Source organism: Lysobacter sp. P5_C4, assembly GCF_054049695.1.
Genome location: NZ_JBFULX010000002.1, coordinates 439560 through 466438, shown reverse-complemented (window position 1 = coordinate 466438; position 26879 = coordinate 439560). Strand labels below are relative to the sequence as shown.

Annotated in this window: 22 protein-coding genes and 2 pseudogenes; 5 read left to right on the top strand and 19 right to left on the bottom strand. The window is 66.5% G+C overall.

Going from position 1 to position 26879, the window contains the following annotated elements:
- Positions 1–26 precede the first annotated feature (26 nt).
- The 5 genes and pseudogenes from rodA to ACXJJ8_RS06550 form a co-directional block, all read right to left on the bottom strand.
- Positions 27–1139, bottom strand: coding sequence for a rod shape-determining protein RodA (gene rodA / locus ACXJJ8_RS06570; protein WP_499027914.1), 1113 nt, complete (start codon positions 1137–1139; stop codon positions 27–29).
- 65 nt (positions 1140–1204) lie between these two features.
- Positions 1205–3037: pseudogene (mrdA, locus tag ACXJJ8_RS06565) on the bottom strand (penicillin-binding protein 2); the annotation flags it as partial.
- A 10-nt stretch (positions 3038–3047) separates the two neighbouring features.
- A complete protein-coding gene (gene mreD / locus ACXJJ8_RS06560) occupies positions 3048–3533 on the bottom strand; it encodes a rod shape-determining protein MreD (protein ID WP_499027912.1) in 486 nt (161 codons plus the stop codon).
- Positions 3533–4537 (bottom strand): annotated as a pseudogene (gene mreC, locus ACXJJ8_RS06555) (rod shape-determining protein MreC); the annotation flags it as partial. The gene mreD and the pseudogene mreC, both read right to left, overlap by 1 nt.
- A gap of 70 nt (positions 4538–4607) precedes the next feature.
- On the bottom strand, positions 4608–5654 hold the full coding sequence (locus tag ACXJJ8_RS06550; protein WP_499027909.1) for a rod shape-determining protein: 1047 nt from the start codon (positions 5652–5654) through the stop codon (positions 4608–4610).
- A gap of 237 nt (positions 5655–5891) precedes the next feature.
- Between ACXJJ8_RS06550 and ACXJJ8_RS06545 the strand changes: the two genes are divergently transcribed.
- On the top strand, positions 5892–6824 hold the full coding sequence (locus ACXJJ8_RS06545) for a carbohydrate kinase family protein (RefSeq protein WP_499027907.1): 933 nt from the start codon (positions 5892–5894) through the stop codon (positions 6822–6824).
- Between the two features lie 4 nt (positions 6825–6828).
- Here ACXJJ8_RS06545 and ACXJJ8_RS06540 read toward each other — a convergent pair whose 3' ends face one another.
- The 5 genes from ACXJJ8_RS06540 to ACXJJ8_RS06520 form a co-directional block, all read right to left on the bottom strand.
- Positions 6829–7296 carry an aminoacyl-tRNA deacylase gene (locus ACXJJ8_RS06540; RefSeq protein ID WP_499027905.1) on the bottom strand — a complete coding sequence of 156 codons (468 nt, stop codon included), beginning with the start codon at positions 7294–7296 and terminating at the stop codon, positions 6829–6831.
- Positions 7297–7367: 71 nt separating this feature from the next.
- A complete protein-coding gene (locus ACXJJ8_RS06535; protein ID WP_499027903.1) occupies positions 7368–8096 on the bottom strand; it encodes a hypothetical protein in 729 nt (242 codons plus the stop codon).
- Positions 8093–9064 (bottom strand): alpha/beta fold hydrolase, encoded by a 972-nt coding sequence (locus ACXJJ8_RS06530; RefSeq protein ID WP_499027900.1) that lies wholly within the window; start codon positions 9062–9064, stop codon positions 8093–8095. The genes ACXJJ8_RS06535 and ACXJJ8_RS06530 overlap by 4 nt, the downstream gene beginning before the upstream one ends.
- Positions 9065–9068: 4 nt before the next feature.
- A complete protein-coding gene (locus tag ACXJJ8_RS06525; protein WP_499027898.1) occupies positions 9069–11018 on the bottom strand; it encodes a M1 family metallopeptidase in 1950 nt (649 codons plus the stop codon).
- A gap of 136 nt (positions 11019–11154) precedes the next feature.
- Positions 11155–11742 carry an outer membrane beta-barrel protein gene (locus tag ACXJJ8_RS06520; protein ID WP_499027896.1) on the bottom strand — a complete coding sequence of 196 codons (588 nt, stop codon included), beginning with the start codon at positions 11740–11742 and terminating at the stop codon, positions 11155–11157.
- Positions 11743–11903: 161 nt separating this feature from the next.
- Here ACXJJ8_RS06520 and ACXJJ8_RS06515 point away from each other — a divergent pair, with 161 nt between their 5' ends.
- Positions 11904–14156, top strand: a complete 2253-nt coding sequence (locus ACXJJ8_RS06515; protein WP_499027894.1) for a carbohydrate binding family 9 domain-containing protein — start codon at positions 11904–11906, stop codon at positions 14154–14156.
- Between the two features lie 292 nt (positions 14157–14448).
- On the opposite strand, the gene ubiE is transcribed toward ACXJJ8_RS06515, so the two are convergent.
- Positions 14449–15207 carry a bifunctional demethylmenaquinone methyltransferase/2-methoxy-6-polyprenyl-1,4-benzoquinol methylase UbiE gene (gene ubiE / locus ACXJJ8_RS06510; protein ID WP_499027891.1) on the bottom strand — a complete coding sequence of 253 codons (759 nt, stop codon included), beginning with the start codon at positions 15205–15207 and terminating at the stop codon, positions 14449–14451.
- 83 nt (positions 15208–15290) lie between these two features.
- Between ubiE and ACXJJ8_RS06505 the strand changes: the two genes are divergently transcribed.
- Positions 15291–15776: a cupin domain-containing protein gene (locus tag ACXJJ8_RS06505; protein WP_499027889.1), complete on the top strand. Its 486-nt coding sequence runs from the start codon at positions 15291–15293 to the stop codon at positions 15774–15776.
- 12 nt (positions 15777–15788) lie between these two features.
- Here the strand turns inward: ACXJJ8_RS06505 and hslU are convergent, their stop codons facing one another.
- Both hslU and hslV read right to left on the bottom strand, forming a co-directional pair.
- Positions 15789–17132 (bottom strand): ATP-dependent protease ATPase subunit HslU, encoded by a 1344-nt coding sequence (gene hslU / locus ACXJJ8_RS06500; protein WP_499028605.1) that lies wholly within the window; start codon positions 17130–17132, stop codon positions 15789–15791.
- 35 nt (positions 17133–17167) lie between these two features.
- Positions 17168–17707 carry an ATP-dependent protease subunit HslV gene (hslV, locus tag ACXJJ8_RS06495; protein ID WP_499027887.1) on the bottom strand — a complete coding sequence of 180 codons (540 nt, stop codon included), beginning with the start codon at positions 17705–17707 and terminating at the stop codon, positions 17168–17170.
- Positions 17708–17899: 192 nt separating this feature from the next.
- Between hslV and ACXJJ8_RS06490 the strand changes: the two genes are divergently transcribed.
- Both ACXJJ8_RS06490 and ACXJJ8_RS06485 read left to right on the top strand, forming a co-directional pair.
- Positions 17900–18607, top strand: coding sequence for a M23 family metallopeptidase (locus tag ACXJJ8_RS06490; RefSeq protein WP_499027885.1), 708 nt, complete (start codon positions 17900–17902; stop codon positions 18605–18607).
- The gene (locus ACXJJ8_RS06485; RefSeq protein ID WP_499027883.1) at positions 18604–19797 is read left to right on the top strand and encodes an OmpA family protein; all 1194 of its coding nucleotides are present in this window, start codon (positions 18604–18606) and stop codon (positions 19795–19797) included. Before ACXJJ8_RS06490 ends, ACXJJ8_RS06485 begins: the two co-directional genes overlap by 4 nt.
- Here ACXJJ8_RS06485 and xerC read toward each other — a convergent pair.
- Genes xerC through ACXJJ8_RS06455 form a run of 6 tightly spaced genes read right to left on the bottom strand, consistent with a single transcriptional unit; the run spans position 19794 to position 26850 of the window.
- The gene (xerC, locus tag ACXJJ8_RS06480; RefSeq protein ID WP_499027880.1) at positions 19794–20675 is read right to left on the bottom strand and encodes a tyrosine recombinase XerC; all 882 of its coding nucleotides are present in this window, start codon (positions 20673–20675) and stop codon (positions 19794–19796) included. The genes ACXJJ8_RS06485 and xerC overlap by 4 nt on opposite strands.
- Positions 20676–20693: 18 nt before the next feature.
- Entirely contained in the window at positions 20694–21368 is a 675-nt protein-coding gene (locus tag ACXJJ8_RS06475; protein WP_499027877.1) for a DUF484 family protein, read from the bottom strand.
- A complete protein-coding gene (gene dapF / locus ACXJJ8_RS06470; protein WP_499027875.1) occupies positions 21365–22225 on the bottom strand; it encodes a diaminopimelate epimerase in 861 nt (286 codons plus the stop codon). The genes ACXJJ8_RS06475 and dapF overlap by 4 nt, the downstream gene beginning before the upstream one ends.
- A 10-nt stretch (positions 22226–22235) precedes the next feature.
- Complete coding sequence (gene lptM / locus ACXJJ8_RS06465; RefSeq protein WP_499027872.1) at positions 22236–22505, bottom strand: LPS translocon maturation chaperone LptM; 270 nt, start codon at positions 22503–22505, stop codon at positions 22236–22238.
- A gap of 13 nt (positions 22506–22518) precedes the next feature.
- The gene (locus ACXJJ8_RS06460; RefSeq protein WP_499027870.1) at positions 22519–24660 is read right to left on the bottom strand and encodes a S9 family peptidase; all 2142 of its coding nucleotides are present in this window, start codon (positions 24658–24660) and stop codon (positions 22519–22521) included.
- 21 nt (positions 24661–24681) lie between these two features.
- Positions 24682–26850 (bottom strand): prolyl oligopeptidase family serine peptidase, encoded by a 2169-nt coding sequence (locus tag ACXJJ8_RS06455; RefSeq protein WP_499027868.1) that lies wholly within the window; start codon positions 26848–26850, stop codon positions 24682–24684.
- Positions 26851–26879: the final 29 nt, after the last annotated feature.

Here is a 26879-nt window from a genome sequence, read left to right as displayed (position 1 = left end):
GTCGCGATTTCGTGGCGCGGTGCGCTTCAGGTCGCGTGGCGCGGACGATGCGCGCCCACCGCCATCACCAGCCCCAATCCCGCCAGCAAGGACACCGCCGACGTGCCGCCGTAACTCAAAAGGGGCATGGGCACGCCGACGACCGGCAACATGCCCGAGATCATGCCGCCGTTGACGATCACGTAGACGAAGAACGACAGGCCCAGCGCGCCGGCGAGCAGACGCGAATAGCCATCGCGCGCTTCGGCCGCGATCCACAGGCAGCGCCCGATCACGAACAGGTACAGCGTGAGCACCGTTGCCACGCCGATCCAGCCGAATTCCTCGCTCAGCACGGCGAAGATGAAGTCGGTCGTGTGCTCGGGCAGGTAATCCAGGTGCGACTGCGAACCCTGCCCCCAGCCCTTGCCCGTCATGCCGCCCGCGCCGATGGCGATCTTCGACTGGATGATGTTCCAGCCCGCGCCGAGCGGATCGGATTCGGGATTGAGGAAGGTCAGGATGCGTTCCTTCTGGTACTCGCGCAGCATGAAGAACCACGCGGCCGGCGCGACCGCCGCCACGCCGGCGAACGCGGCGACGAACCACCACCACGACAGCCCGGCCAGGAACAGCGCGAACACGCCGCTCGATGCCACCAGCATTCCCGTCCCGAAGTCCGGCTGCAGGAGGATGAGCCCCAGGGGAATCGCGATCAGTGCGCCGCTGACCAGCACGACGCGGAAACTCGGTGGCAATGGTTCGCGCTGCAGGAACCACGCGACCATCATCGGCAGGCTCAACTTGATCACTTCCGATGGCTGGAAGTAGAAGAAGCCCAGGTTGATCCAGTGGTTGCCGTGCTTGCCCTGCCCGATCGCGAGCACGAGCAGCAACGGCAGCAGCGAAATGCCGTACACCAGCGGCGACCAATGCCGCAGCCGCGTGGGCGGAATGCGCGAGAGGCCCCACATCGCCAGCAAGCCCACGACGAAACGCGCGGCCTGCGCGTACACCAGGTGCGGCGTCTCGGCGCCTGCGCTGTAAAGCACGGCCAGGCCGATGCCCATCAACGCGAGCAGCGCGCCGAGCAACCACGGATCCACCGTGCGCAGCATGCGCCCGGTGAGATCCACGCCGATGCGGAGGATGGCGTTCATCGCGCGGGTGCTGGCGCCGGCAATGCGGCAGCGGCGACCGGAACCTGCGTCGTCGGGGCCACTTCAGGCATCTTGCCCAGCAGGTAGGCGTCGAAGATCTTGCGCGCGATCGGCCCCGCGGTGCTTGCACCGAAGCCACCATGTTCGACCGCGACGGCGACCGCGATCGTCGGGTTGTCCGCCGGCGCATAACCGACGAACAGGGCCTGGTGGCGAAGGTTGAACGGCAACTGGTGCGGGTCCACGCTCACGCCGCCGCGGCGGCTGATCTTCTGCGCGGTGCCGGTCTTGCCCGCCATCAGGTACGGCGCGCCGCGCACGAGACTGAAACCCGTGCCGCCCGGCTGCATCGTCATCATCATGCCTTCCTGCACGGCGCGCAGGTTGGCGGGGTTGTCGGTGATGCGAACCGCTTGCGGCTGCGCGATCGGCAACCACGGCGTGTCGTAGCCGTCGCGACGCGACGAAGCCAGGTGCGGCCGCATGAGGCGTCCGCCGTTGGCGATCGCGGACACGCCGCGCGCGAGCTGCAACGTCGTCGCGACCCAATAGCCTTGCCCGATGCCCGCGATCACGGTTTCACCGGCATACCAAGGCTCTTTCGAACGCCCCGCCTTCCATTCCGCCGACGGCACGATGCCGCTGGTTTCGCCGGCCAGGTCGATGCCCGACGGCCCGCCGAACCCGTACTTGTGCATGTACGAGGAGAAGCGGTCGATGCCCATGTCGTAGGCGAGCTTGTAATAGTAGAAGTTCACCGACGCTGCGATCGACTTGCGCAGGTCGGTCCAACCGGCGCCGCCATGCGCATCGCGATAGCCGCGCTTCTGCCCGGGGATGTGGAATTCGCCGGTGGAGAACACCTTGTCTTCGGGACGGCGCAGGCCGCTGTCGAGGCCGGCGAGCGCGATCAACGGCTTCACCGTCGAACCCGGCGGCCCACCGCCGAGCACGTTGCGGTTGAACAAGGGCCGCGACGGGTCGTCCATCAGCGCCTTGTATTGCGTATGCGAGATGCCGTTGACGAAGAGGTTCGGGTCGTACGAAGGCAGGCTCACCATCGCGAGGATTTCGCCGGTGCGCGGGTCGATCGCGACCGCCGAGCCGTCGTGATCCTCGAACGCGGCGACCATCGCCTTCTGCAAATCCAGGTCGATCGACAAACGCAGGTCCGCACCAGGCACCGCCGGCACCTGGCCGAGGCGACGCAGCGCACGGCCCTCGACATTGGTTTCGATCTTCTCGTAACCGACCTTGCCGCGCAGCGCGTCTTCGTAATAGCGCTCCAGCCCGGTCTTGCCCGTGTGGGTGAGCGCTGCATCGACTTCGCCCATCTTCGCCAGGTCCGCCTGGTCGATGCGGCCGACGTAACCGATGATGTGCGCGAGCAGATCGCCGTAGGGGTAATGGCGATTGAGATACGGCACGAGCTCGACGCCGGGGAAACGCCAACGGTCGACCGCGAAGCGCGCGGCTTCTTCCTCGCCGACGCGCATCTTCAGGGTGATCGGGCGCCAGCCGTGTTTGCCCTTGCGTTCGACGTCGAAGCGTTCGAGTTCCTCGGGATCGAGTGCGACGATCTTCGAGAGATTGGCGACCAGCTGCTTCGTATCGCCCGCCTGGTCGGGCACGACGTCGAGGCGGAAGGCCGGCACGTTTTCGGCGAGCACGCGGCCCTTGCGGTCGAGGATCAACCCGCGGCCGGGCACGACGGGGCGCGGCTTGATGCGGTTGGCTTCCGAGCGCGTGGCGTATTCGTCGTGTTCGAGTACCTGCAGGCGGAAGTACCAACCGCCCAGCCCCAACAGGGCGAGCGAGACCGCCGCGAACGCGATGAGCGCGCGATTTCGGAACCGCATCGCCTCGGCGAATGCATTCTTCAGCTGGCGGCGGCGCATGCGACGGCCTTCAGCGGTTGCGCCACGCCCGCAGGCGTAGCGTGTCGAACAGCAGGAACAACGGCGCCCACAACACCATCCCGATACCGGGGGCCACCCACGACAGCGGCGGCAGCAAGGCTTCGCCCAGCGCCAGGTGCAGCGCGGTGGTCACGATGCGATCGTTGAGCAACAGCGCGCCGATCGCCAGTGCCTGTTGCGACAGCGGGAAGAACCGCAGCCGCGCGCGGAACCGCTGCAGGATGAACGCGAGAATCGTCAGGCGCAGCGCCTGTTCGCCGAGCAGGCTGCCGAAGCACAGGTCCGCGATCAGGCCGACGACGAATGCGAAGCCCAGGCCCACGCGATCGGGTTCTTCGAGCACCCAGTAGGCGAGCGCGAGCGCAAGCCAGTACGGCCGCAGCGGCGCCACCTGCGTCGGCAACGGCAGCAGGCCGAGCAGCAGCGCGACGACGATGCTGACGGGCAGGACCCAGGCGGCGCGTTCGCGGCTCACGGGCGGCGTGCTCCGGTGGTGGCCGGTGCGGGCAACGTCCTTGCAGCCGGCGAGCGGGCCTTGAGGGACGCCCTGCTGGGCACGACGACGGTGGATGCGGGCACGACGGCCGTTGCTGCGCTGGCGGGCGCGGTGCGCGCCGGTGCCGGTCCGATCACCGGGCGCTCGGGTGCGCTGCGGAGCAGCAGCACGTCGCGGCCGCGATCGAGTTGTGCGGCGGGCGTGACGTCGCCGACGAGGAAGGCACGGCTGTCGTCGGGGCGCAGCGCCGAAATCCTGCCCACGGGAAAGCCCGCGGGGAATCGTTCGCCGAGGCCCGAGGTGACGACGACATCGCCCACCTTGACGTCGCTCGACAGGGGGATGCTCGCGAGCGCGAGGCGATCGCTCCGCCCGGTGCCGTAGGCGACCAGGCGCACGCCGTTGCGCATCACGGCGACGGGCACGGCATGGTCGGGATCGGTGAGCAACAAGGCAGTCGAGTGCAGTGTGGTGGTGGCAATGACCTGGCCGACGACGCCACCGGCATCGATCACGACCTGGCCGACGCGCACGCCATCGCTGCTGCCCGCATCGAGCACCAGGCGCTGGCGCGTGGGATCCAGGTCGATGTCGAGGATCGGCGCGAGTTGCACGTCCAGGCCGCCACGCTGCACGACGCCCAGCATGCGGCGCAGGCGATCGTTGTCGGCGGAGGCCGCCTGCAGGCGCGCCATGCGCGCGCTGTCGACCAACATCTGGTTGCGCAGGCGCCGGTTTTCTTCGATGAGCGAGGTGCGGGTGCCGGCGTCGTCGCTGATCGAGTCGATGACCGCGCCGGGCCAGCCGGCGACGGCCCACATCGGCTGCACGAACGCCTGCGCCTGCTGGCGGACCTGCGACAACCAGCCGCCGCGATGGTCGAGCAGGATCAGCGCGAACGCCGCGGCCAGATACGCCAGCAGCCGAAGCGTGCCGACGATTTCGCCGGGGCGGGCAGCTGCGGGACCGGCGTAGGGCGGCACGTTGGTAGTGTGGTTTGAGCGGCTTGGCCTGAGATGTCATGGGCCGCGAGCGGCCCATCCCCGAATACGGTTATTCCGGCGCGAAGAACTCGTTGCCGTGCATGTCGAGCATCTCCAGCGCACGGCCACCGCCACGCGCCACGCACGTCAGCGGATCATCGGCCACCTGCACGTGCAGGCCGGTTTCTTCGCTCAGCAGGCGGTCCAGGTCGCGCAACAGCGCGCCACCACCGGTCAGCACGATGCCGCGCTCGGCGACGTCGGCGCACAGTTCCGGCGGGGTCTGCTCCAGCGCCTGCTTCACCGCCGCGACGATGCCGGCGAGCGGCTCGCGCAGCGCTTCGAGCACTTCGTTGGAGGTGATCGTGATCATCTTCGGCACGCCCTCTGCCAGGTGGCGGCCCGAGATCTCCATCGTGCGCACTTCCTTCGGCGGGTAGGCGCAACCGATTTCCAGCTTGATGCGTTCGGCCGTCGCGTCGCCGATCAACATGCCCTGCGTGCGGCGCACGTAGGCGATGATCGCCTCGTCGAACCGGTCGCCGCCGATGCGGGCCGACTGCGAATACACGATGCCGTTGAGGGCGATGACCGCGACTTCCGTCGTGCCGCCGCCGATGTCCACGACCATCGAGCCACAGGCTTCGGTCACGGGCATGCCGGCGCCGATGGCGGCGGCCATGGGTTCTTCGACCAGGTGGACCTCGCGGGCGCCGGCTTCTTCGGCCGATTCCTTGATCGCGCGGCGCTCGACCTGCGTCGAACCGCAGGGCACGCACACCAGCACGCGCGGGCTGGGGCGCAGCAGGCGCGACTTGTGCACCTTGCGGATGAAGTGCTTGAGCATTTCCTCGGTGTAGGTGAAGTCGGCGATGACGCCATCCTTCATCGGCCGGATCGTGGTGATATGCCCGGGCGTGCGGCCGAGCATCTGCTTGGCCTCCGTGCCGACGGCGGCCACCGTCTTGGTGCCGCCGCCGAGGCGATCCTGGCGAACGGCGACCACGGACGGCTCGTTGAGCACGATGCCCTGCCCGCGGACGTAGATGAGGGTGTTGGCCGTGCCCAGATCGATGGACAGGTCGCTGGAGAAGTAGCGGCCGAGGAACTTGAACATTCGGGGGGAGTCGCCTGCATGCGGGCGGCACTGGAAATCGTGCCGCGAAGGTGCGCTAGCCTATCCTTCCCCCTGCCCCCCAGCAAGCGCGGAGTGCGCGTTTTTTCCGGGGATTTCGGGCAATTCGACGGCCTCCGCAGAATCGCCCGCAAAGCGGGCCGATCTGGCCTTGCGGGCAACGGGCCGCTACCCTGTGCGCCCCGCGGGCCCAGCCCGGCCCGAATACAAGGTTTCCCGATGTCCGCCCTGATCTGCGGTTCCCTGGCCTACGACACCATCATGGTGTTCCCCGACCAGTTCAAGAACCACATCCTCCCGGACAAGGTGCACATCCTGAATGTCTCCTTCCTCGTGCCGAGGATGCGTCGCGAGTTCGGCGGTTGCGCGGGCAACATCGCCTACAACCTCAAGCTGCTGGGCGGCGATCCGATCCCGATGGCCACCGTCGGCCAGGATTTCGGCCCGTACCGCGAGTGGTTCGTCGAGCAGGACATCCGCCTGGACCAGGTCAAGGTGATCGACGAGCTGTTCACGCCGCAGGCCTTCATCACCACCGACCACGACAACAACCAGATCACCGCCTTCCATCCCGGCGCGATGATGCGCAGCTACGAGAACCACGTGAGGGACGTGCAGGGCGTGACGTTCGGCATCGTGAGCCCCGACGGCCGCGAAGGCATGCTGCAGAACGCGAAGGAATTCGCCGAGGGCGGCATTCCCTTCATCTTCGATCCGGGCCAGGCGATGCCGTTGTTCAACGGGCAGGAACTGCGCGACTTCATCGAACTCGCCGACTACGTCACCGTCAACGATTACGAATCCAACCTGTTGCAGGAGCGCACGGGCTGGAACGAGAAGGACATCGTTTCGCGCGTGAAAGCCTACATCGTGACGCGCGGCCCGCAGGGCGCGCAGATCCACACGCCGGGCAAGTCCTACGACGTGCCGCCCGCGCACGAGCGCCGCGTCACCGATCCCACCGGTTGCGGCGATGCATTCCGCGCAGGCCTGATCTTCGGCATCGAAAAGGGCGCGGACTGGATGACGATCGGCCGCATCGGCAACCTGATGGGCGCACTGAAGGTGGAACACCCGGGCACGCAGAACCAGCGCTTCGATTACCAGGACTTCAGCGAACAATTCGCGCAGCAGTTCGGCTACGCGCTCTGACGCATCACATCACGTGCGCCAGCCAGAGTAATTCCGGCTGCGCGAGGCGCTCGAATTCCTTGTAGGGCATCTGCACCGCATCGGTGTGCGTGCCCGCGTTGAACGCGATCTCGCGTTGCGAGGCAAGGCGGGAATCGACGAACACCGGCAGGCCGTAGAGATTGCCGAACGGCGGCATCGCGCCGACTTCGCAGTCGGGGAATGCACCCTTGAATTCGGTTTCCTCGGCGAGCTCCGTGATTCGGCCGCCGAGCGCGCGCGACAGGCGCGTCAGGTCCACGCGATACGCCGCGGGCATCACCATCATCGCGAGCGTGCCATCGACCTTCAGCATCACGGTCTTGGCGAACAACTGGCGGCTGACGTGCGCCGCGCTCGCGGTCTCGTGCGCGGTGACCGTGCGGTCGTGCACCAGCGTGGAATAGTGGGAATGTTGCTGGTCGAGATAGTTGTGCAGGCGCGGTGACAGCATGGTCGCCTCCGCTCCGGTGGGGATGTCGAGCTTAGACCCGTCGCGCTAACCCGGCGTGATCGTTCGTCGGATCAATTCCACTTCGGCAGCTTGCCCTTGTCCACGCCGCCGGTTTCGAACACCGCCGTGCGCGTGCCGCCGGCCTTCACGGGGAATTCGATCGAAAGCCCCGTCTTCGCCTGCCGCGCCATGCGCCACAACGCGCCCTGGTCGGTGATGAACATCGCGATGGCCTCGTCGGTCTTCGGGCGCGAGGCGGCCATCGCCTTCGGTTTGCCGTCGTCGATCGTCACCTTCACCCTGCAGCCTGCGTAGCAATCGAAGTCGCCTTTCTCGAGCACGAGATACGCGCTCTTTCCCCAGTCGGGGTGGTCGCGGAAGATCAGGCGCACGGGGCGCTTGCCGCCGCCGGTGTCGACTTCCTGCTTCGAATAGATCGCCGCCGAGATCTGCGTGCCGCCTTTCGCAGGCTGCACCTGGTAGGCCCACAACGCGGCGAGGCGACGCGCGTCTTCCTCGGCGTGGAGATGGCTGCGCACTTCGTCGAGTTTCGGCTGGATCCGCTTTGCGGCGGCGGAAGCGGGGTAATCCATCTGCAGCGTATCGCCGTATCCGCGCGCGAGCTTCCAATCGCTCCGCGCGAACGCATCGTCGAATTCCTTTTCCTTGGACGCGGCGAGTTGTTCGACGCGCGCCGTTTCGGCGGCCGCGGCCTTCGCGGCTGCCTGCGGATCTTCCTTCGGCCCGCACGCGGCGAGCAGCAGCAGGGCGGCGAGCGTGGTGCAGGTGCGGGCGTTCATCGGGGCTGGCCTCGTTCGATGAGTTGGTCGATGGCGATGGCGACGTCTTCGGGCCGCTCCATGATCGACATGTGGCCGCAATCGTCGAGCAATACGCCCGTCGCCTGCGGAATCTGCCGAGCGTACAGCGCGAGGGCGCTGGGATCGATCACGGCGTCCTGTCGACACCACAGCAGCAACGCCGGCTGCGTGATGCGCGCGGCTTCGTTGCCGGGCAGGAATCGTTCGGGGCCGCGGCCGATCGCGGTGAGAACCGCTTGCTCGAACGCGGCATCGTGCACGCGCCGCGCGATGTAGGCCTTGTCGGCCGGCCACGGCACCCACGGCCTGGCTTCCGCGCGATGGAAGACGGTGGCGAAGAACCGCGCCATGCTCGCGCGGTCGTTCACCGCATAGGGATTTTGCCCGGCGAGGACGTCCTTGCCGAATGCGTTGGCGTCGAAGCGCACGCCGGCGGCATCGATCAACGCGACACGCGACACCAGTTCCGGATGCCCCGCCGCAACGAGCGCCGCGATGCCACCGCCCATCGAATGGCCGACGAGCACGACGGGCTTGCCTGGCGAAACGTTTCGAATGAAGGCTGCGACCCGCTCGCTCTGCGCGAGGAAGCCGTAGTTTTCGCGCGGGATGCGCTGGCTTTCGCCCCAGCCCGGCAGGTCGGGAATCACGAGCCGGTATTTGCCGGCAAGCGCACGCGCGACCGGGTAGAAGTTTTCCTTGCTGCCGACGAAGCCGTGCACCATCACGATGGTCGGTGCATCGGCCGTCTTCGCTTCGCGCGTCGCGTAGACCCAGCGATGGCCCGCCACTTCCCTCGTCTGCCTGGACAACTTCGCGTCGAAGCGCTGCCGCGCGAACTCCATGCGGATCGCCGCATCGGGCTGGACGATCACGTACGCGAACAACGCAAGCAACGCGGCCGCCACGAGGGCGGCCGCGAGGGCGACTTGGCGGGGTCGCGTCATCAGGTTACTGCGCCGGCTTGGACTTCGCGTTGTCGATCACCGACTGCACCGAACCGGTCGTGATCGGGTGGTAGCCCGGCTTGGCCTTGGCGAAGGTGTCCTCGGCGAGCTTCAGGCCTTCCGGCGTTTTTACCAGTTCGTTGTACGTCGGCATGATCAGCTTGCGACGGCCGATCTTCTGCAGGAAAGCTGCGATTGCTTCGTTCGCCTGCGTATACCCGCTGCGCACCGCGAGCGGATACCAGCGCTGCGCGATCTCGCCGTTCGGCGTGCCGGTGAACTTGTAGGCCTTGTCCAGTTCTTCCATCTGCTTGGTGTTGAGCGTGGTGGGCATGCCTTCGATGAAGTGCACCCACTCCTGCGTCGTCCACTTGCCCGTCGCGTCGCTGGCCGGCAGCGTGCCGTCTTCCAACCACGCCTTGCGCGCGGCGTCGATCGCGTCGAAACGCGGCGATGCGATCTGCGGTGCATCGGATGGCACGCCCGGCTGGTACAGCCATTCGTCGAACTCATCCTGCGTCACCTTGCCCGGGTACTTGTCGAGCAGGTTGGCTTTCGCGTAGTCGGCGAACTGCTGCGAGGAGATCGACTGGAACGCGAAGTGGTCGAAGTAGCCGCGCAGGAACGCATCGAAGTTTTCGCGACCGACGCGCTGTTCCAGGAACTGCATGAACCAGGCGCCCTTGGTGTAGACCGTCGAGCTGAGGTTGTCGTCCGGATCCTTCAGTTCGCCCGCCTTGCCCGCGAGCTTCTGCAGCGGCTTGTTCTCTTCGGTGTATTCGGTCTTCAACTCGTTGCGGTTGATCACCAGCTCCATGTCGGCGCGCGGCTTGCCGTACAGCGCTTCGACGATGCGGTTTTCGACGTAGCTGGTCACGCCTTCGTTGAGCCAGGCGTCCTTCGCGGTGGAGAAGGTCACCAGGTTGCCCGACCAACTGTGCGCAAGCTCATGGGCGACGAGCGAGACGAGCGACTTGTCGCCGACGATCACGGTCGGCGTGGCGAAGGTCAGGCGCGGATTTTCCATGCCGCCGTACGGGAACGACGGCGGCAGCACGAGGATGTCGTAGCGGTCCCAGCGATAGGGGCCGTACAACTTCTCGGCGGTGTCGATCATCTTGCCGGTATCGGCGAATTCGGACGCCGCCGGCTTCACCGTGCCCGGTTCGGCCCACACGCCGGCGCGGTCGGTGATCGGCTGGAAGACCAGGTCGCCGGCCGCGATCGCGAGCAGGTAGGACGGGATCTTCTGCGGCATCTTGAAGCTGTAGTCGCCGTCGCGCGCGGCCTTCGGATCGTTGTCGGCGCTCATCAGCACCATCGCGTCCTTCGGGGCGGTGACATGCGCGGTGTAGCTGAAGCGCACGATCGGCGTGTCCTGCAACGGCACCCACGAGCGCGCGTGGATCTGCTGCGACTGGCTGAACATGAAGGGCTGCTTCTTGCCGGCCGTCATCGACGGTTCGAGCCACTGCAGGCCCGAGGCGGTCGGCGAGGTCGTGTACGTCACGCGCACTTGCTTGGGGCGCTGCGGCGTTTCGATGGTCAGCTTGGTGCCGAGTACCTTGTCGGCGCCGTCGGCGAGTTTGAATTGCAACGGCGCCCACTGGCCGTCGGCGCCCAGGCCTTCGGCCTTCGCGATGGTCAGCTCGCGCGTATCGAGCACGAGCTGCGTGGCGGCGGGGTCGACCCAGTCGAGCGAATAGGTCGCGGTGCCCGACAACGTCTTCCTGGCGAAGTCGAGGTTCAGATCGAGCGCGAGATCGGTCGTGCGGACCTTGTCCGGCTGCGCATAGGAGTGTTCGTCGGTCACGGCGGCGGCCTGCGTGGCGGGGGCGGCGGCTGCGGTGGAGGCCGCGGCGGGCGTGCCCGGCGTCGCAGGGGTTTCGTTCTTCGCGCAGGCGCCGAGCGCGAGCGTGACGGCCAGGGACAGCATCAGGGGGGCGTGGCGCATGCGGGCGGAATCTCCGGGGAACCGAGGCGGCCGAGTGTAGCCTCGACGACGTCCGCACGCGCAAAGGACCCCTGAACGACGCAGCCCGGCCGAAGCCGGGCTGCGGGTGCGATGGCATGGGCCTGACCGGCGTGAATCACCAGCGCATGCGCGGCCCGACGAACCACTGGGTATCACCGCTGATGAACTTCACGTCGGCCGCGATGCCGAAGGATGGGTTGAACTTGGCCTGCGCGCCGAAGCGGGTGTAGAACTCGCCGTTTCCGTACGCCACGTCGCCGTATCCACCGAGTGCGTAGCCTTCGAAGTGCTTGCCCATCGCAGCGCGCACGCCGCCTTCGATGGAAGCGCCGTTGCTGTCGTTGCTGAACTTGCGACCGTAGCGGGTGTAGTCCGAATCGGCCATGGTCCAGGCCAGTCGGCCGACGAAGTCGACGTTGTCGCCGAGGCCGTGGCGATAGCCGGCGCCGAGCGACCACTGCGTGGTTTCGAGGTCCGAGTAGGCGTCCGAAACGGCAATGCTGTGATCGGCGTAGCTGCCGAAGACGTGGAAGTTCTCGTTCAAGGCCCAGGAGCCGTTGAGCGCCCAGCCATCGGCGTCTCGGCCGGTATCGCTGTGAACGTAACCACCTTCGACGTAGGTGTAGGACAGGTCGGAGCCCTTGGCCGATGCCGCAAACGGCAGGGCGGCGAGCAGGGCGAGGGCGAGCCAGGAACGTTGCATTGCTTGGAACCTCAGGGTTGGTGTGCGGGCGATGCTGCGCGTCGCATCGGCACCGCTCCATCGGCCTTTGGTGAGGGGCGATGCGGAGCGGGACGCAATGCCTCCGCGCCCCGACTTCCGGCACGCTCGCCGCGCGAGGCGAATCGCCATGCTCCGCGCCCATGCCTGCCCTGACTTCGTGCGGCCCGCTCCGGCGCGCCCTGTTCTGCCTTGTCGCCCTGGTCGCGACCACTCCCACCTTCGCGCAGACCGCGGCGCCCGCCGCGCCCGCGACGCAAACGATCGTGCGCGACATTCCGCGCGCGCCGTCCGACATCGTCGTCGACGGCGTGCTCGACGATGCCGCGTGGGCCACTGCGACGCCGGTCGACCTGGTCTTCGAAGTCACGCCGAACGACAACACGCCCGCGCCGGTGAAGACGACCGCGCGCATGGCCTACACCGACGATGCACTGCTGATCGCCTTCCACGCCGAAGACCCCGACCCTTCGAAGCTGCGCGCGTTCCTGCGCGACCGCGACGCGCTTTACAGCGACGATTTCGTCGGCGTGATGCTCGATACCTTCGACGACCAGCGTCGTGCGTACGAGTTCTTCGTCAATCCCTTCGGCGTGCAGGCCGACCTGATCAAGGAAGAGTCGACCAACTCCGAGGACGACAGCTGGGATGGCTTGTGGGAAAGCGCCGCGAAGGTGACCGAGCACGGCTACGACGTCGAAATCCGCATTCCCTTCGCGACGCTGCGCTTCCGCGACACCGACGGCACGCGCCGCTGGGGCGCGACCTTCCTGCGCGTGCGGCCTCGCGATTTCCGCTACCAATACTTCAGCAATCGCGTGGAACGCGGTTCGAAGTGTTTGACGTGCACGTTCGACAAGGTCGAGGGGTTCGTCGGCGTGAAGCAGGGCAAGAACCTGGAGATCACGCCGACGCTCACGATGCTGCACGCGCAAGAGCGCGCGCGCCCCGGCGCGGAATGGACCGGCGAGGGCACCGACATCGAGCCCGGCGTCGATGTCGCCTGGGCGCCGAGTCCGAACCTGACGCTCAACGCAACGCTGAACCCGGATTTCTCGCAGGTCGAAACCGACCAGGCGCAGCTCGACCTCAACACGAGCTTCGCGTTGTTCTTCCCCGAGAAGCGGCCGTTCTTCCTGGAAGGCGCGGACTACTTCACCACGCCGCTGCAGGTGCTCTACACGCGCCAGATCGCCGACCCCGACGGCGGGCTGCGCATCACCGGGCGAAACGGCGGCCAGGCCTACGGCGCGATCCTCGCGCGCGATGCGACGACGCAGTTGCTCGTGCCGGGTCCGCTGGGGTCGTCCTTCCGTTTCCTCGAACAATCGGCGGACGATTTCGTCGGTCGCTATCGTTACGACCTCGACGCGTACACCAGCGTCGGCGCGATCGCGACGTATCGCGCCGGCGAGGGCTATCGCAACTCGGTGGGCGGCATCGACGCGCATTACCAGAAGGACGAACACACGCTGATCGGCCAGTGGCTGGGCAGCGATTCGGTCTATCCCGATGGCCTGTCCTTGCGCGACACGGCGCCGAAGGGCGACGCGTTGTTCCTCAAGTACGGCTTCGCCAACCGCAACTGGCGTTTCAACCTGCAGCACCAGGCGGTCGACGACGGTTTCCGCGCGGACCTCGGCTTCATCACGCAGGTCGGTTACGACAAGCAAACGATCGGTGGTGGCCACACGTGGTTCATGCCGAAGGGTTCGACGGTGAGCCGCATCGAATTCAACGGCGACTGGGACATCACCCATCGCTTCGACCGGCAGTTGCTGGAGAAGGAACTCGAGGGTTACCTCGCCGCGCGCGCTTCGCACCAGGGGTATTACGAACTGGGCGGCCTCTCCCGCACGCGCTTCTGGAACGGGCAGATGTTCGACGAGCAGTGGGGGTCGTTCTACTTCGAGCTCGTGCCGTGGGCGCCGATCAAGGTCGGCGGGAACTTCGAAGACGGCACCGCGCTGGATCTGCTCGCCTCGCGCACGGGGCACCTCGTCGACGCCGAGCCCTTCGTGCAACTCGACATCGGCCGCGGCATCAACCTCAACGTGGCGTACACCTTGCAGCGGTTGAACCGCGACGGCGGCACCGCGTACGACGCGCGCGTGCTCGACAGCCGCCTGAGCTGGCAGTTCGATCCGCGCCAGCGCGTGCGCCTGTCGGTGCAGAGCAGCGACATCGATCGCGATCCGGCGCTGTACGCGACGCCGGTGCTGCGCCATTCGAGCGACGTCGCAGCGCAAGTGTTGTATTCATACAAGCTCAACCCGCGCAGCGCCTTGTACGCGGGTTATTCGGAAGGCGGCTTCGAGGACGACGAAGTGCGCGACATGTTCGCGAACACGCGCAGTCTGTTCCTGAAGATCAGCTACGCGTGGCAGCCGGGTTAAAGGGCGCCATACGCAGAACCAGCACCGCTTCGGTGGCATCGCGTCCACCAGATGGGCGCATCGGCCGCTAGTTGAACGGTGCGCACCAACTGCCAGCACACCAGACGGGCGGCACCTTGCCCGTCGAGGACATCGCGGAGCCGAGCTCCGGCCGCGCGTTCTCCTGGATGTCCTCTCTCGGGCGTCGGCGCCTTCGCGGCGATCTGTACTTGGTCCGACTCCCTCCGAAGAGGAACGAGGTCACCGAAGAGGAAGATCGATCAGGCGAGGCATCCAACCGAAGAGAAAGCTGTTAGACCTTGTACCCCGTATGCACAGCCACGATGCCGGCATTGAGGTTCTTGAACGAGCACCGTTCGAAGCCCGCGGCTTCCATCATCGACTTCAGTTGTTCCTGTGGCGGGTGCTTCCGGATCGACTCGGCCAGGTATTGGTAGCTGCCCGCATCCTGCGCGAACAGCTTGCCCAGTTGCGGCAGCACCTTGAAGGAATGGAAGTCGTAGATCGGCTTGAACCACTCCGCCTTCACTTCGGAGAATTCCAGCACCCGCATCTGGCCGCCGACTTTCAGCACGCGATGCGTTTCGCGCAGCGCGGCGTCCTTGTCGGTCACGTTGCGCAGGCCGAAGGCGATGGTGACCAGATCGAAACTCGCGTCCGGGAACGGCAGGGATTCGGCGTTCATCTGAACGTACGACAGGCCGCGCACGTTGCCGCGGTCGGTCATGCGGTCGCGGCCCACGCGCAGCATCGCGCCATTGATGTCGCCGACGACGACTTCGCCTTCGTCGCCCACGCGATCGCGCAACAGCGCTGCGATGTCGCCGGTGCCGCCCGCGAGGTCGAGCACGCGATCGCCGGGCTTGACTTGCGCGGTCGCGACGAAGTAACGCTTCCACACGCGATGGATGCCGAGCGACATCAGGTCGTTCATCAGGTCGTATTTGCCGGCGACCGATGAGAAGACTTCGCCGACGAGCTTCTGCTTCTCGCCCACGGGCACGTCGCGGAAGCCGAAATGGGTGGTGTCGCGGTCGTTGGGCTGGCTCATGCGTGGATTATCGCGCACAACGCGAAGGCCGGTTCCGTCTGCGCGGCGCGTTGGCGGGAGGACACCTCGACGGGAGCCCCACCGTGAAGACCACTGCCCTGTTCACGCTCGCCCTCGTGCCCGTGCTTGCGCTGGCGCAGTCCGCCTCGTCGCCGGATGCAGGTGCATCGGGAGCGCACGTCATGGTCAAGGCGGCCGACACGAAATGGGGCGAGGGCCCGGCATTTCTTCCGAAGGGCGTGCAGGCCGCCGTGCTGTACGGCGATCCGGCCAAGTCAGGGCCATTCGCGATCCGCCTGAAGGCCCCCGCGGGCGGGAAGATCCCGCGGCATTGGCATCCCACCGATGAGCAGGTGACGATCATCGAAGGCGATTTCCACCTGGCGATGGACGAAGGCGCCAAGGCGCACGACGCCGACTTCGTGCCCGGCGATTACGTCAACCTGCCCGCGAAGATGCAGCACGAAGCGTCGACGAAGGGCGGCGCGGTCGTGCAGGTCAACGGCATGGGGCCGTTCCAGATCAACTACGTCGATCCGAAGGACGATCCGCGCAACGCGAAGCCTTAAAGGACGTCGCTCCTAGAGGATGTACCGCGACAGATCCGGATCCTGCACCAGTTCGCCCAGGTGCAGGTCCACGTAGTCGCGGTCGATCGTCAGCGACGTGCCGTCCTTGTCGGGCGCCTCGAAGCTCAAAGTATCGAGCAAGCGCTCCATGACCGTGTGCAAACGGCGCGCGCCGATGTTTTCCTGGCGATCGTTCACCTGCTCGGCGATGTCGGCCAGGCGTTCGATCGCATTGTCGTCGAAGCGCAGCGACACGCCTTCGGTTTTCAGCAACTCGACGTACTGGCGCGTGAGTGCAGCGCGCGGCTCGGTCAGGATGCGGACGAAGTCGGCCTTGCTCAGCGCCGAGAGTTCGACGCGGATCGGGAAGCGGCCCTGCATTTCGGGAATGAGATCGCTCGGCTTGGCCAGGTGGAACGCACCGGATGCGATGAACAGGATGTGGTCGGTCTTCACCGGCCCGTACTTCGTGCTCACAGTCGACCCTTCCACCAGCGGCAGCAGGTCGCGCTGCACGCCTTCGCGCGAGACATCGGCGCCGTAGCCTTCCGAACGCTTGGCGACCTTGTCGATCTCGTCGATGAACACGATGCCGTGCTGTTCGCATGCATCGATCGCGGCGGCGCGCACGTCGTCTTCGTTCACGAGCTTGCCTGCTTCTTCTTCGATCAGCAGCGGGCGCGCGGCCTGGATCGACATCCGCTTGGTGTGCGTCTTGCCGCCGGCGACCTGCGAGAACATCTGCCGCAGCTGCTGGCCCATCTCTTCCATGCCCGGCGGCGCCATGATGTCCACGCCGACGTTCATCGCGATCTCCAGTTCGATTTCGCGTTCGTCCAGCGTGCCGGCGCGCAGTTGCTTGCGCAGCTTGGAACGCGTCGCGGTTTCCTCCGGGGACACCTCTTCGCCAGTCTCTTCGTTGGTGAAGCCGAACACGGTGGCGACCTGGCGCTTGGGGAGCAGCGCCGAAAGGATGCGGTCTTCCGCGCGATCCTCGGCCTGCGTGCGCACGCGCAGCTTGGCCTGTTCGCGATACATCTTCACCGCGGTGTCGGCGAGGTCGCGCACGATCTGCTCGACGTCCTTGCCCACGTAGCCGACTTCGGTGAAGCGCGTGGCTTCCACTTTCACGAAGGGCGCGTTGGCCAACGTCGCAAGGCGGCGCGCGATTTCGGTCTTGCCCACGCCGGTGGGGCCGATCATCAGGATGTTCTTGGGCATCACCTCGTCGCGCAGGTCGGGTTGGAGCTGCATGCGGCGCCACCGGTTGCGCAACGCGATGGCGACCGCGCGCTTGGCCGCCTGCTGGCCGACGATGTGCTTGTCGAGTTCCTGCACGATCTCGCGCGGCGTCATGCTGGCAGAGGAGGTTTGGACGGCAAGGTTGTTCATCAGAGCTCTTCCACCACGATGTTGCGGTTCGTGTAGATGCAGACGTCGCCGGCGATGTTCAACGCCTCGGTGACGATGGTCTTCGCGTCGAGCGATGTGTGCGCGTACAGCGCGCGTGCCGCCGACAGCGCATACGGGCCGCCGGAGCCGATCGCGATGATCCCGTCCTCGGGTTCGATCACGTCGCCCGTGCCGGACACGATGAGCGAGGTCTCCTTGTCTGCGACCGCCAGCAACGCCTCGAGTTTCCCGAGACGGCGCTCGGTGCGCCAATCCTTCGCCAATTCCACCGCGGCGCGGGTGAGTTGCCCGTGTTTTTCGAGTTTCGATTCGAACAGTTCGAACAACGTGAACGCGTCGGCCGCCGCGCCCGCGAACCCGGCGAGCACCTGGCCGCCGCGCCCGAGGCGACGCACCTTGCGCGCGTTGGCCTTCATCACGGTGTTGCCGAGGGTGACCTGACCATCGCCACCGACCGCGACTTTGCCGTCGCGGCGGACGGACAGGATGGTGGTGGCGTGGAAAACGTTGGGATCCATGGGGGATTGGCTCCGGAGCGGTTCCTGTCGAGGTGGGGACGGCCGCCGGCGGATCAAGCGTGATGCCGGCAGGCCTCGAGGCGTCGCTGCAAAGCATTGGGCCTCGCCCGTGAACGGATCGACGAGACGTCGGGGCTGCGTCGGCGAACGTTCCGGTTCTGTTGAGCGCAGTGGCCCCGACAGACTATTCCGATGTCTTCCGTCCCATTCTCCTGCCGATTCCTTCGCGTCGTCGCGTTCGCGGTCGCGCTGCCGGCGGCATTCGCCACGGCCGGCGCGCGTGCGGCCGAGGTGGATGCGGGGGGTGCGTCTGTCCTCGCACCGGCCGCTGAACACGAAGCATCGGCGCGCGGCCTGGTGCATACGCTCCTGGCGTCGCTGAACCCCGTGCGCAAGACGTCGGGGTTCGCGGCGCGGCGTCATCCGGTGAAAAAGACGCTGCACTTCCACCAAGGCGTGGATTTCGCGGCGCCGCACGGCACGCCGGTGCGCGCGGTGGACGATGGACGCGTCACGTTCGCGGGCCGCCAGAAAGGGTTCGGCAAGGTCGTCTACATCGACCATGGCGCGGGCGAACGCACCACCGTGTACGCGCACCTCAGCCGCATCGACGTGCGGGCCGGCGATGGCGTCGACAGGGGACGCACGATCGGCGCGGTGGGCAACACGGGTATCGCCACCGGGCCGCACCTCCACTTCGAAGTGCGCGAGCGTGGCAAGCCGGTGGATCCGGTGAAATGGGCCGATGCCGCCCTGCGCGATGCGATGGCATCGCGCACGCTCGTGGCTTTCGACGAAAGCAATGGTCCGGCGCGATGCGTGTCCTTGCTGCAGAAGTTTTCCCTCGAATCGTTGGCCCCGGACGAGCTCGAACTCCTTCGCCGAGGATGCGCCGAATGAAACAGCGATCGATTTCCCTGCGCATGTGCGGCGTGTTCGCGATGCTGGCGCTGCTCGGCGCGTGCGCGACGAAACCCGTCGCCGTGCAAGGCCCCGTTGCGTTCGACGACGCCGTGCGCAACGCCACCGACGCGCTGGTCGCGCAGGCGCAAGGCCTGCCGTCGGTCCTCGCGCAACTGTCCACGCGCGGCATCGTGCACGACCCCACGCTGGATGCCGAAACCGCGCAGCAAACCCTGTCCACGCAGCGGCTCGACACCACCGCGACAGCGCACCTGCGCGCGACGTACAGGCAATTCGACATCCTGCCGTTCCGTTCGACCCACCTGGCCAACGCGGACTATCTGCTGGTCAGCACGCTGTCGCGCGATGGCGCCGCGGGTGCGCGCACCTTGCGCATCGACCTCGCGCTTGTCGCGCTCGACAGCGGCCTGGTCGCTGCGCAGGCCAGTGCGCTCGCGATCGACGACGGGCTGGACCATGCGCCCCTGCCCTACTACCGCGACAGCCCCGTGTTGGTGAAGGACCAGGTCGTCGAAGGCTACGTGCGCACCGCGCGCACGCCGCGCGGCCAACCGGGCGATCGCGTGTACCTCGATCGCATCGCGACGGCGATGGCGCTGGACGAAGCGACCGATCTCTACAACCAGGCGCGCTACCGCGAGGCGCTCGGGGAATATCGCAGCGCGCTGGCCGTGCCCTTCGGCGAGCAATTGCGCGCTCTCAACGGCATTTACCTGTCCACGGCGAAACTCGGGCAGGCCGACCAGGCCGAAGCGGCGTTCGCGCGCGTCGTCGCCATGGGCATCGCGTATCGGCAACTGAGCGTGAAGTTCCTCTTCGAGCCGGGCGGCACGGCGTTCCATGTCGACCCGCGCATCAACAGTCCTTATCCGATGTGGTTGCGGCAGATCGGGCGCGAGACCGCCGCGGCGAAGGTCTGCCTCGACATTGCCGGGCATACGAGCCGCACGGGCAAACCGGCCATGAACCAGGCCTTGTCCCTGCGTCGCGCCACTTACATCCAGAAGCGCCTGGTCGCGGAGGCGCCGGTGCTGAAGTCGCGCACGAAGGCGCTCGGCATGGGCTTCGAGCGCAACCTCATCGGCACCGGCACCGACGACGCCATCGACGTGCTCGATCGGCGCGTGGAATTCCGCATCGTGCCTTGCGGCGCAACGCCGGGTTAGACCGGCTTCTTGCGCCTGGCCCGCGGGTGCGCCGCGTCGTACACCTTCGACAGGTGCCCGAAATCCAGGTGCGTGTAGATCTGCGTGGTCGAGATGTCGGCGTGGCCGAGCAGTTCCTGCACGCCGCGCAGGTCGCCGGAAGATTCCAGCACGTGGCTCGCGAAACTGTGGCGCAACAGGTGGGGATGCACGTTCTTGAACAAGCCCTGCCGCTGTGCGAGCGTCCGCAGGCGCAGTTGCACGGCTCGCGCCGTCAGCGGCCCATTGCGCCCGGGGAAGAGGAATGCATCGTCGGCGGACGGCTGCTGCTCGGCTTTCCATGCGCCCAGCGCGGCGCGCGCGAACGAACCCACCGGCACCGTGCGCTGCTTGTTGCCCTTGCCGAGCACGGTGACCATGCCGCTGCCCAAATCGAGGTCGCGCCAGCGCAATGCGCATAATTCCGACAGGCGCAGGCCGGAGGAATAAAACAGTTCGAGCAGCGCGCGGTCGCGCAATCCCAGCGGGACGTCGGTCGGCACTTCAACCAACACCTTCGCCTCATCGGGATCGAGGATCTGCGGCAACTTGCGCGGCGCCTTCGGCGCACGGATCGGTTGCGCGGGATTGGCGGGAATGCGGCCGTGGCGCAGCAGCCAGCGATAGAAGCTGCGGCACGCGGACAGGCGGCGCTGCAGGCTTTTCGGCGACAAACCGCGGCGATGTTCCGACGCGATGAACGCGCGCAATTGCTCGGTGTGGAGCGTTTCGATGTCGAGCCCGTGCGCGGTCGCGTACGCCTGCAAGCCTTCGAGGTCGCGACGATAGCCCTCGAGCGTATGCGGCGACATGCGCCGCTCCACTTCAAGATGCGCCAGGTAGTCGGCGACCGGGCCCATGCGCGCGATGCGCCGTCGTCAGCCCGGGAAGCGCTGCAGGGCGACCGAGAGCGTCTCGCCCATCATGCGCAGGAACAGCGTGCCCATGCCCGGAAAGAAGCGGTTGGGATCGCGGCTGCCGACGCCGATCAGCCCGATACCCGGAATCGAAAGCAGTGCGGTGGATTGCACTTCCTCGGAGCGCACGCCGTAGAGCAACGCGTGCTTGTCCGGGTGCAGGCGGCCGCAGATCGGCTCGCCGTCGGTGATCGCATCGCGGAACGGCGCCAGGCGCGGATCGCCGGCGGGAATCGACTGCCACCAATCGGCATCGTCCAGGCCCGCGACGGGCGCGAAGGTCAGGATGCGCACGAGATCGCCCTGGAAATCTTCTTCGAGCGTCGCGGCCATCGCGCGCAACGTGGCCGACGGCGTGTCCTGGCGCATCAGGCCCAACGCAAGCTGGTGCGTGCGCACGGCGAGACGTTCGTTTTCCTGTGCGTTGGCGAACAGCTCTTGCAGGCGACGCGCGAGTTCGCGGTTCTTGTCGCGCAACACTTCCAGTTGGTAGCTCGCCAGCGATGCGGCGGGCCCGTCCTCGCGTGGCACGACCAGGCTGATCGCCAGGTCCGGGAACTGCTTGAGGAAGGTGGGATGCCGGCGCAACCAGGCGGCGACTTCGTGGGCACCGAGTTTTTCGGTCGTCTCGCTCATGGCAACCACTCCCCCTCGAAAACGAATGCGGCCGGACCGGCCATGGTGATCGCACTGGCCTCGTCGGGCCAGGCGATCCGGAGTTCGCCGCCCGGCAGGGCGACGAGGACGTCGCGGTCGATGCGGCCGCGCCGCATCAGGATGGCAGCCGCTGCGCATGCGCCGCTGCCGCAGGCGAGCGTTTCGCCTACGCCGCGTTCGTAAACGCGCAGGTGGATGCGGTCGCGCGATTCGATTTGCGCGAAACCGACATTCACCGATTCGGGGAACGCGGCGCTGCGCTGCAAGGCGGGGCCGTGCGATTCGACGTGCGCCGTGGCGATGTCATCGACTTCGATCAGCGCATGCGGGTTGCCCATCGATGCGGCGCCGAAACGCAGCATCGTGCCGTCGACGTCGATCTCGTAGGTGTCGCGCGCGCCGCCCTGCGTGGCGAGCGGCACGTGCTCCGGCACGAAATCGGGCACGCCCATCGCGATGCGATAACGGTTGCCGGGCAACACGTCGACTGCATGCGTGCCCGCGGGGCTGTCGAGTTCGAAGCGCGTACCCTGCGCCGTTCCGTCGCGCACGACGAACGCGGCGACGCAGCGCGCGCCATTCCCGCATTGCTGCGCCTGCGAACCATCGGCGTTCCAGATGCGATAACTCGCGACGGACGCTGCGTTGCGCGGCGCTTCGATCGTGATGATCTGGTCGCAGCCGACGCCCGCATGGCGATCGCCGAGCGCGCGACACAGCGCCGCATCGGGCACGGCTTGTCCATGGCGGAGATCGACCATGACGAAGTCGTTGCCCGCGCCGTGCATTTTCGTGAAGCGCAGGGCGCGGCCGCCGGCCGGATGCGGTTGGGTCATCGGATCGATTTCAGCGCGGCGTGCCGGGCGTTCCATCGGTGTCGGCCGGCGGTGCGGTCGTCGTTGCGGCGGGCGGTGCCGTCGTCGTTGTGGCGGGCGGGACGACCGAAGTGGCGGGCGCCGGCGCGACCGTCGCGCTGGACGGCGGTGCCATCGATGCCGCCACTTCCGGCGGCATCTCCTGCGGTTCGGGATTGAGGATCAGCTGCCCCTTGTTGCCGCAGCCGGCGAGCGGCAGGGCGGCGAACAGGGCGACGGCAATGCGGCGGACTCGGGTCATGGGCGCCAGTGTGTCACTTCGCGGCGGCGGTTTGCACGCCGTCGGCGGCCCCGAGCTGCGTCAGCAGGAACGCGTACATCTCGGACAACTCGCGGTAGCGGCGGAACCGCCCCGACTTGCCGCCATGCCCGGCATCCATGTTGATGCGGAACAGCACCGGGCGATCCGGGCCGGCGGTGTCCAGATCGCGCAGGCGCGCGACATATTTGGCCGGTTCGAAATACTGCACCTGCGAATCCCACAACCCCGTGCCGACGAACATCGCGGGGTAGGCCTGCGCCTTCAGGTTGTCGTAGGGCGAATACGAGAGCATGTAGTCGTAGTAGTCCTGCTTCTCCGGATTGCCCCATTCGTCGTATTCGTTGGTGGTCAGCGGGATCGACGGGTCGAGCATCGTGGTGACGACATCGACGAAGGGCACCTGCGAGAGGATCACGCGGTATTTCTCCGGTGCCATGTTCGCGATCGCGCCCATCAACAAGCCGCCGGCACTACCGCCGTACGCGGCGACGCGATCCTTCGAGGCGTAGCCTTCCTTCACCAGGAAGTCGGTGACATCGATGAAATCGGTGAAGGTGTTCTTCTTCTTGAACAGGTGGCCATCGTCGTACCACTTGCGGCCCATTTCCTGGCCGCCGCGGATGTGCGCGAGCACGTACACCATGCCGCGGTCGAGCAGGCTCACCACCGGCAGGTTGAAGCCCGGGTCGGTCGAGGAGCCGTAGCTGCCGTAGGCGTATTGCAGGAGTGCGGCCGTGCCGTCCTTCTTGAACCCCTTCTTGTAGACGACGGAGACCGGGATCTTCGTGCCGTCCTTCGCCGTCGCCCACAGGCGCTCGGTCGTGTACTTGTCCGGGTCGTAGCCGAGGACCGGGTCGCGCTTCATCAGCTTGCGCTCGCCGGTCTTCGTGTTGAGTTCGTACACGGTGGCCGGCGTGGTCATCGACGTGTAGGTGTAACGCAGCCAGTCGGTGTCCGGTTCGGCGTTGACCGACAGGCCCATGCCGTACGCCGGTTCATCGGCCTTGACGTACTCGGACTTGCCGTCGGGGCGCAGCAGGCGCAGGCGTTCCAGGCCTTCGCTGCGTTCTGCGACGGCGGTGAAACCGTCGAACAGCTCGAAGCCGTCGATGAAGACCGCCTCGCTGTGCGGGATCCAGTCCTTCCAGTCCTTGCGCGAGGTCGAACCATCGGCCGCGGTCACGACCTTGTAGTTCTTCGCGCCATCGGCGTTCGTGCGGATGACCCAGCGGCCGCCGTGGTGGTCGGCTTCGTATTCGACGTCGCGTTCGCGCGGCGCGAGCACGGCGAAGGTCTTCGGGTCGGCGGCCGGCGCGCAGCGGAATTCGCTCGACACCGTGCTGTCCACCTGGATGCAGATGAACTTGTCGTCGCGCGTGCGGCCGACGCCCATGTAGAAGCTGTCGTCCTTTTCGGTGTAGACGACTTCGTCGGCGGTGGCCGGCGTGCCGAGCACGTGCTTCTGGATGCGCGTGGTCAGCAGCGTCTTCGGGTCGTTCCAGACGTAGAAGAGCGTCTTGTTGTCGTCGGCCCAGACCAGGTTGGGCGCCACGCCCGTCACTTCATCGGAAAACAGTTCGCCGGTGGCGAGGTTCTTGATCTTGATCGTGTACTGGCGGCGGCCGACGGCATCCTCGGCCCAGGCGAGCAGGGTGTTGTCCTGGCTGACTTCCCAATCGCCGACGCTGAAGTAATCCTTGCCGGCCGCCATCGTGTTGACGTCGAGCAGCACTTCTTCGGCGGCGTCCATCGCGCCCTTGCGGCGCGCGTAGACCGGATAGTCCTTGCCGGTTTCGTAACGCGTGTAATACCAGTAGCCGCGCTCGCGGTACGGCACCGAGCTGTCGTCCTGCTTGATGCGGCCGACGATTTCCTCGTACAGCTTTTCCTGCAATGGCTTGAACGGCGCCATGACGGCGTCGGTGTACGCGTTCTCGGCGTTGAGGTACGCGAGCATCTCCGGGTTCTTGCGCGTGTCGTCGCGCAGCCAGTAGTACTCGTCGTTGCGCTGCGCGCCGTGCGGGGCCTTGACGACGTGCGGCTTCTTGGCGACGTCGGGGGGTTGCGGGAGATCGGCAGCAAAGGTGGTGGAGGTCATCAGCGTCAGGGCGAGGAGGCAGGGGGTGAGTTTCATGTCGGGTCCGTTAGGGGCGGGTTACTTCGACAGTTCATTCCAGAGAAACGTGTAGGCCAGCGCGTTCATGTGCGCCGATTGCGCGTTATTCGCCGCGCCGCCGTGGCCGCCCTCGATGTTCTCGTAGTAGCGCACGTCTTTGTTCGCGGCGAGCATCCTGGCCATCATCTTGCGGGCATGGCCGGGGTGCACGCGGTCGTCCTTGGTGGACGTGGCGAACAGCACCGGCGGGTAGGTCTTGCCCGCATCGAACAGGTGGTACGGCGAGAAGGATTTGATGTATTCCCAGTCGGCCGTATCCGGATCGCCGTACTCGGCCATCCAGGAGGCACCGGCAAGCAGGTGGCTGTAGCGCTTCATGTCGAGCAGCGGCACCTGCACGACGATCGCGCCGAACAATTCCGGATACTGCGTGAGCATGTTGCCCATCAGCAGGCCGCCGTTGCTGCCGCCCATGATGCCGAGGCGCTGGTGGGTGGTGAGTTTCGATGCGACGAGATCGCTCGCAACCGCCGCGAAATCTTCGTACGCCTTGTGGCGATTGGCCTTCAGCGCGGCCTGGTGCCAGCGCGGGCCGTATTCGCCGCCGCCGCGGATGTTGGCGACCGCATACGCGCCCCCCTTCTCCAGCCAGCCCTTGCCGACGCCGCCGGAATACGACGGCGTCATCGACACTTCGAAGCCGCCGTAACCGTAGAGCAGCGTCGGCGTGGCGCCGTCGTTCTTCGCGCCCTTCGGTTTGACGAGGAAGTACGGAACGCGCGTGCCGTCCTTCGAGGTCGCGAAGTGTTGTTCGATGACGTGCGTGGTGGCGTCGAAGAATTGCGGGTTCGACTTGAGGACTTCGGGCGCCGGGTTCGTCCACGCGTCTGCGATCGCGAGCGTCGTCGGCGTGAGGTAGTCGGTGGCGGTAATCCAGACGGCGTCGCTTTCGTCTGCGTCGACGGAGGCAACCGTCAGCGCGCCCATCGACGGAACACCCTCGATCGGGACCGAGACCCAACCATCGGGACCGACCATGTTCCCGCTGCGATCCAGGCGGGAGAAACGCTTCGCGATCAGCTCGCTGCGCACGTCGCGCATGACGTTCAGCACGATGCCGGTCTTCGTCCATGTGAAGCCGGCGAGCGAGGTGTGCTCATCGGGCGTGAACAGCACGCTGAAGTCGCGCTTCCCCGCCATGAAATCGTCGAAGTTGTCGAGCAGCAGGGACCCGGCAGGATAGGTTTCCCCGTCGACGGTGTACGGATCGCGCAGTTCGATTGCGAGCCACTCGCCGTGCACCGACTTGTTCGCCGAGTTCGGCACGTCGACTTTCGTCAGCTTGCCGTCCTTTTGGCGCAGATACAGCTCATCGTTGTAGAACGCGATCGTGCGATACACGAAGTCGCGCTCGAACCCCGGCGTCAAATCACGCGCCGCGGCGATGTACATGTCCTCCGGCCGGCCTTCGTACACCTTGATGGCCTGCGTGAGCGGCGTGCCGCGCGACCATTGCTTCACGATGCGCGGGTAACCCGATGGCGTCATCGAGCCGGCACCGAAATCGGTGAAGACGTACGTGGTATCGCGGTCGATCCAACCCATGCCGCCTTTGGCTTCCGGGCGGAAGAAGCCGTCCTTCACCCAATCCTTCGTCGTGAGGTCGAATTCGCGCGTGACATCGGCATCCGAACCGCCGCGCGAGAGCGCGATCAGGCAGCGCGTGTAATCGGGCTTGAGGCAATCGGCGCCATGCCACACCCAGTTTTCCTTCTCCGCGCGATTGAGCGCGTCGAGGTCGAGGAGGGTTTCCCACTTCGGGTCTTGCTTGCGGTATTCCTCGAGCGTGGTGCGGCGCCAAAGCCCACGCTCGTGGTCCTTGTCCTTCCAGAAGTTGTAGTAATACGGGCCGATTTTCTCGACGCCCGGGATCTTGGCGGTCGAATCGAGGATGGCGCGGATGTCGGATTCGAGTTTGCGGAACTGCGGGGTGGTGGCGAGTTCGGCCTCGCTCTTCGCATTCTGTTCGCGGACCCAGGCGATCGACTTGTCGCCGTTCACGTCCTCGAGCCATTGATACGGGTCGTCGTTCGCCACGGCGGGCTCCTGCTTCGCGGGGATCCCATCGGCCGCGATGACCACGCCGCTCACGGCGGCAAGCCCGAAGGCGATTCCTGCGACGAGGCGGAAAGGACACCCTTGGGGCATGACGGCTCCGGCATCGATGGGAGGGCCGT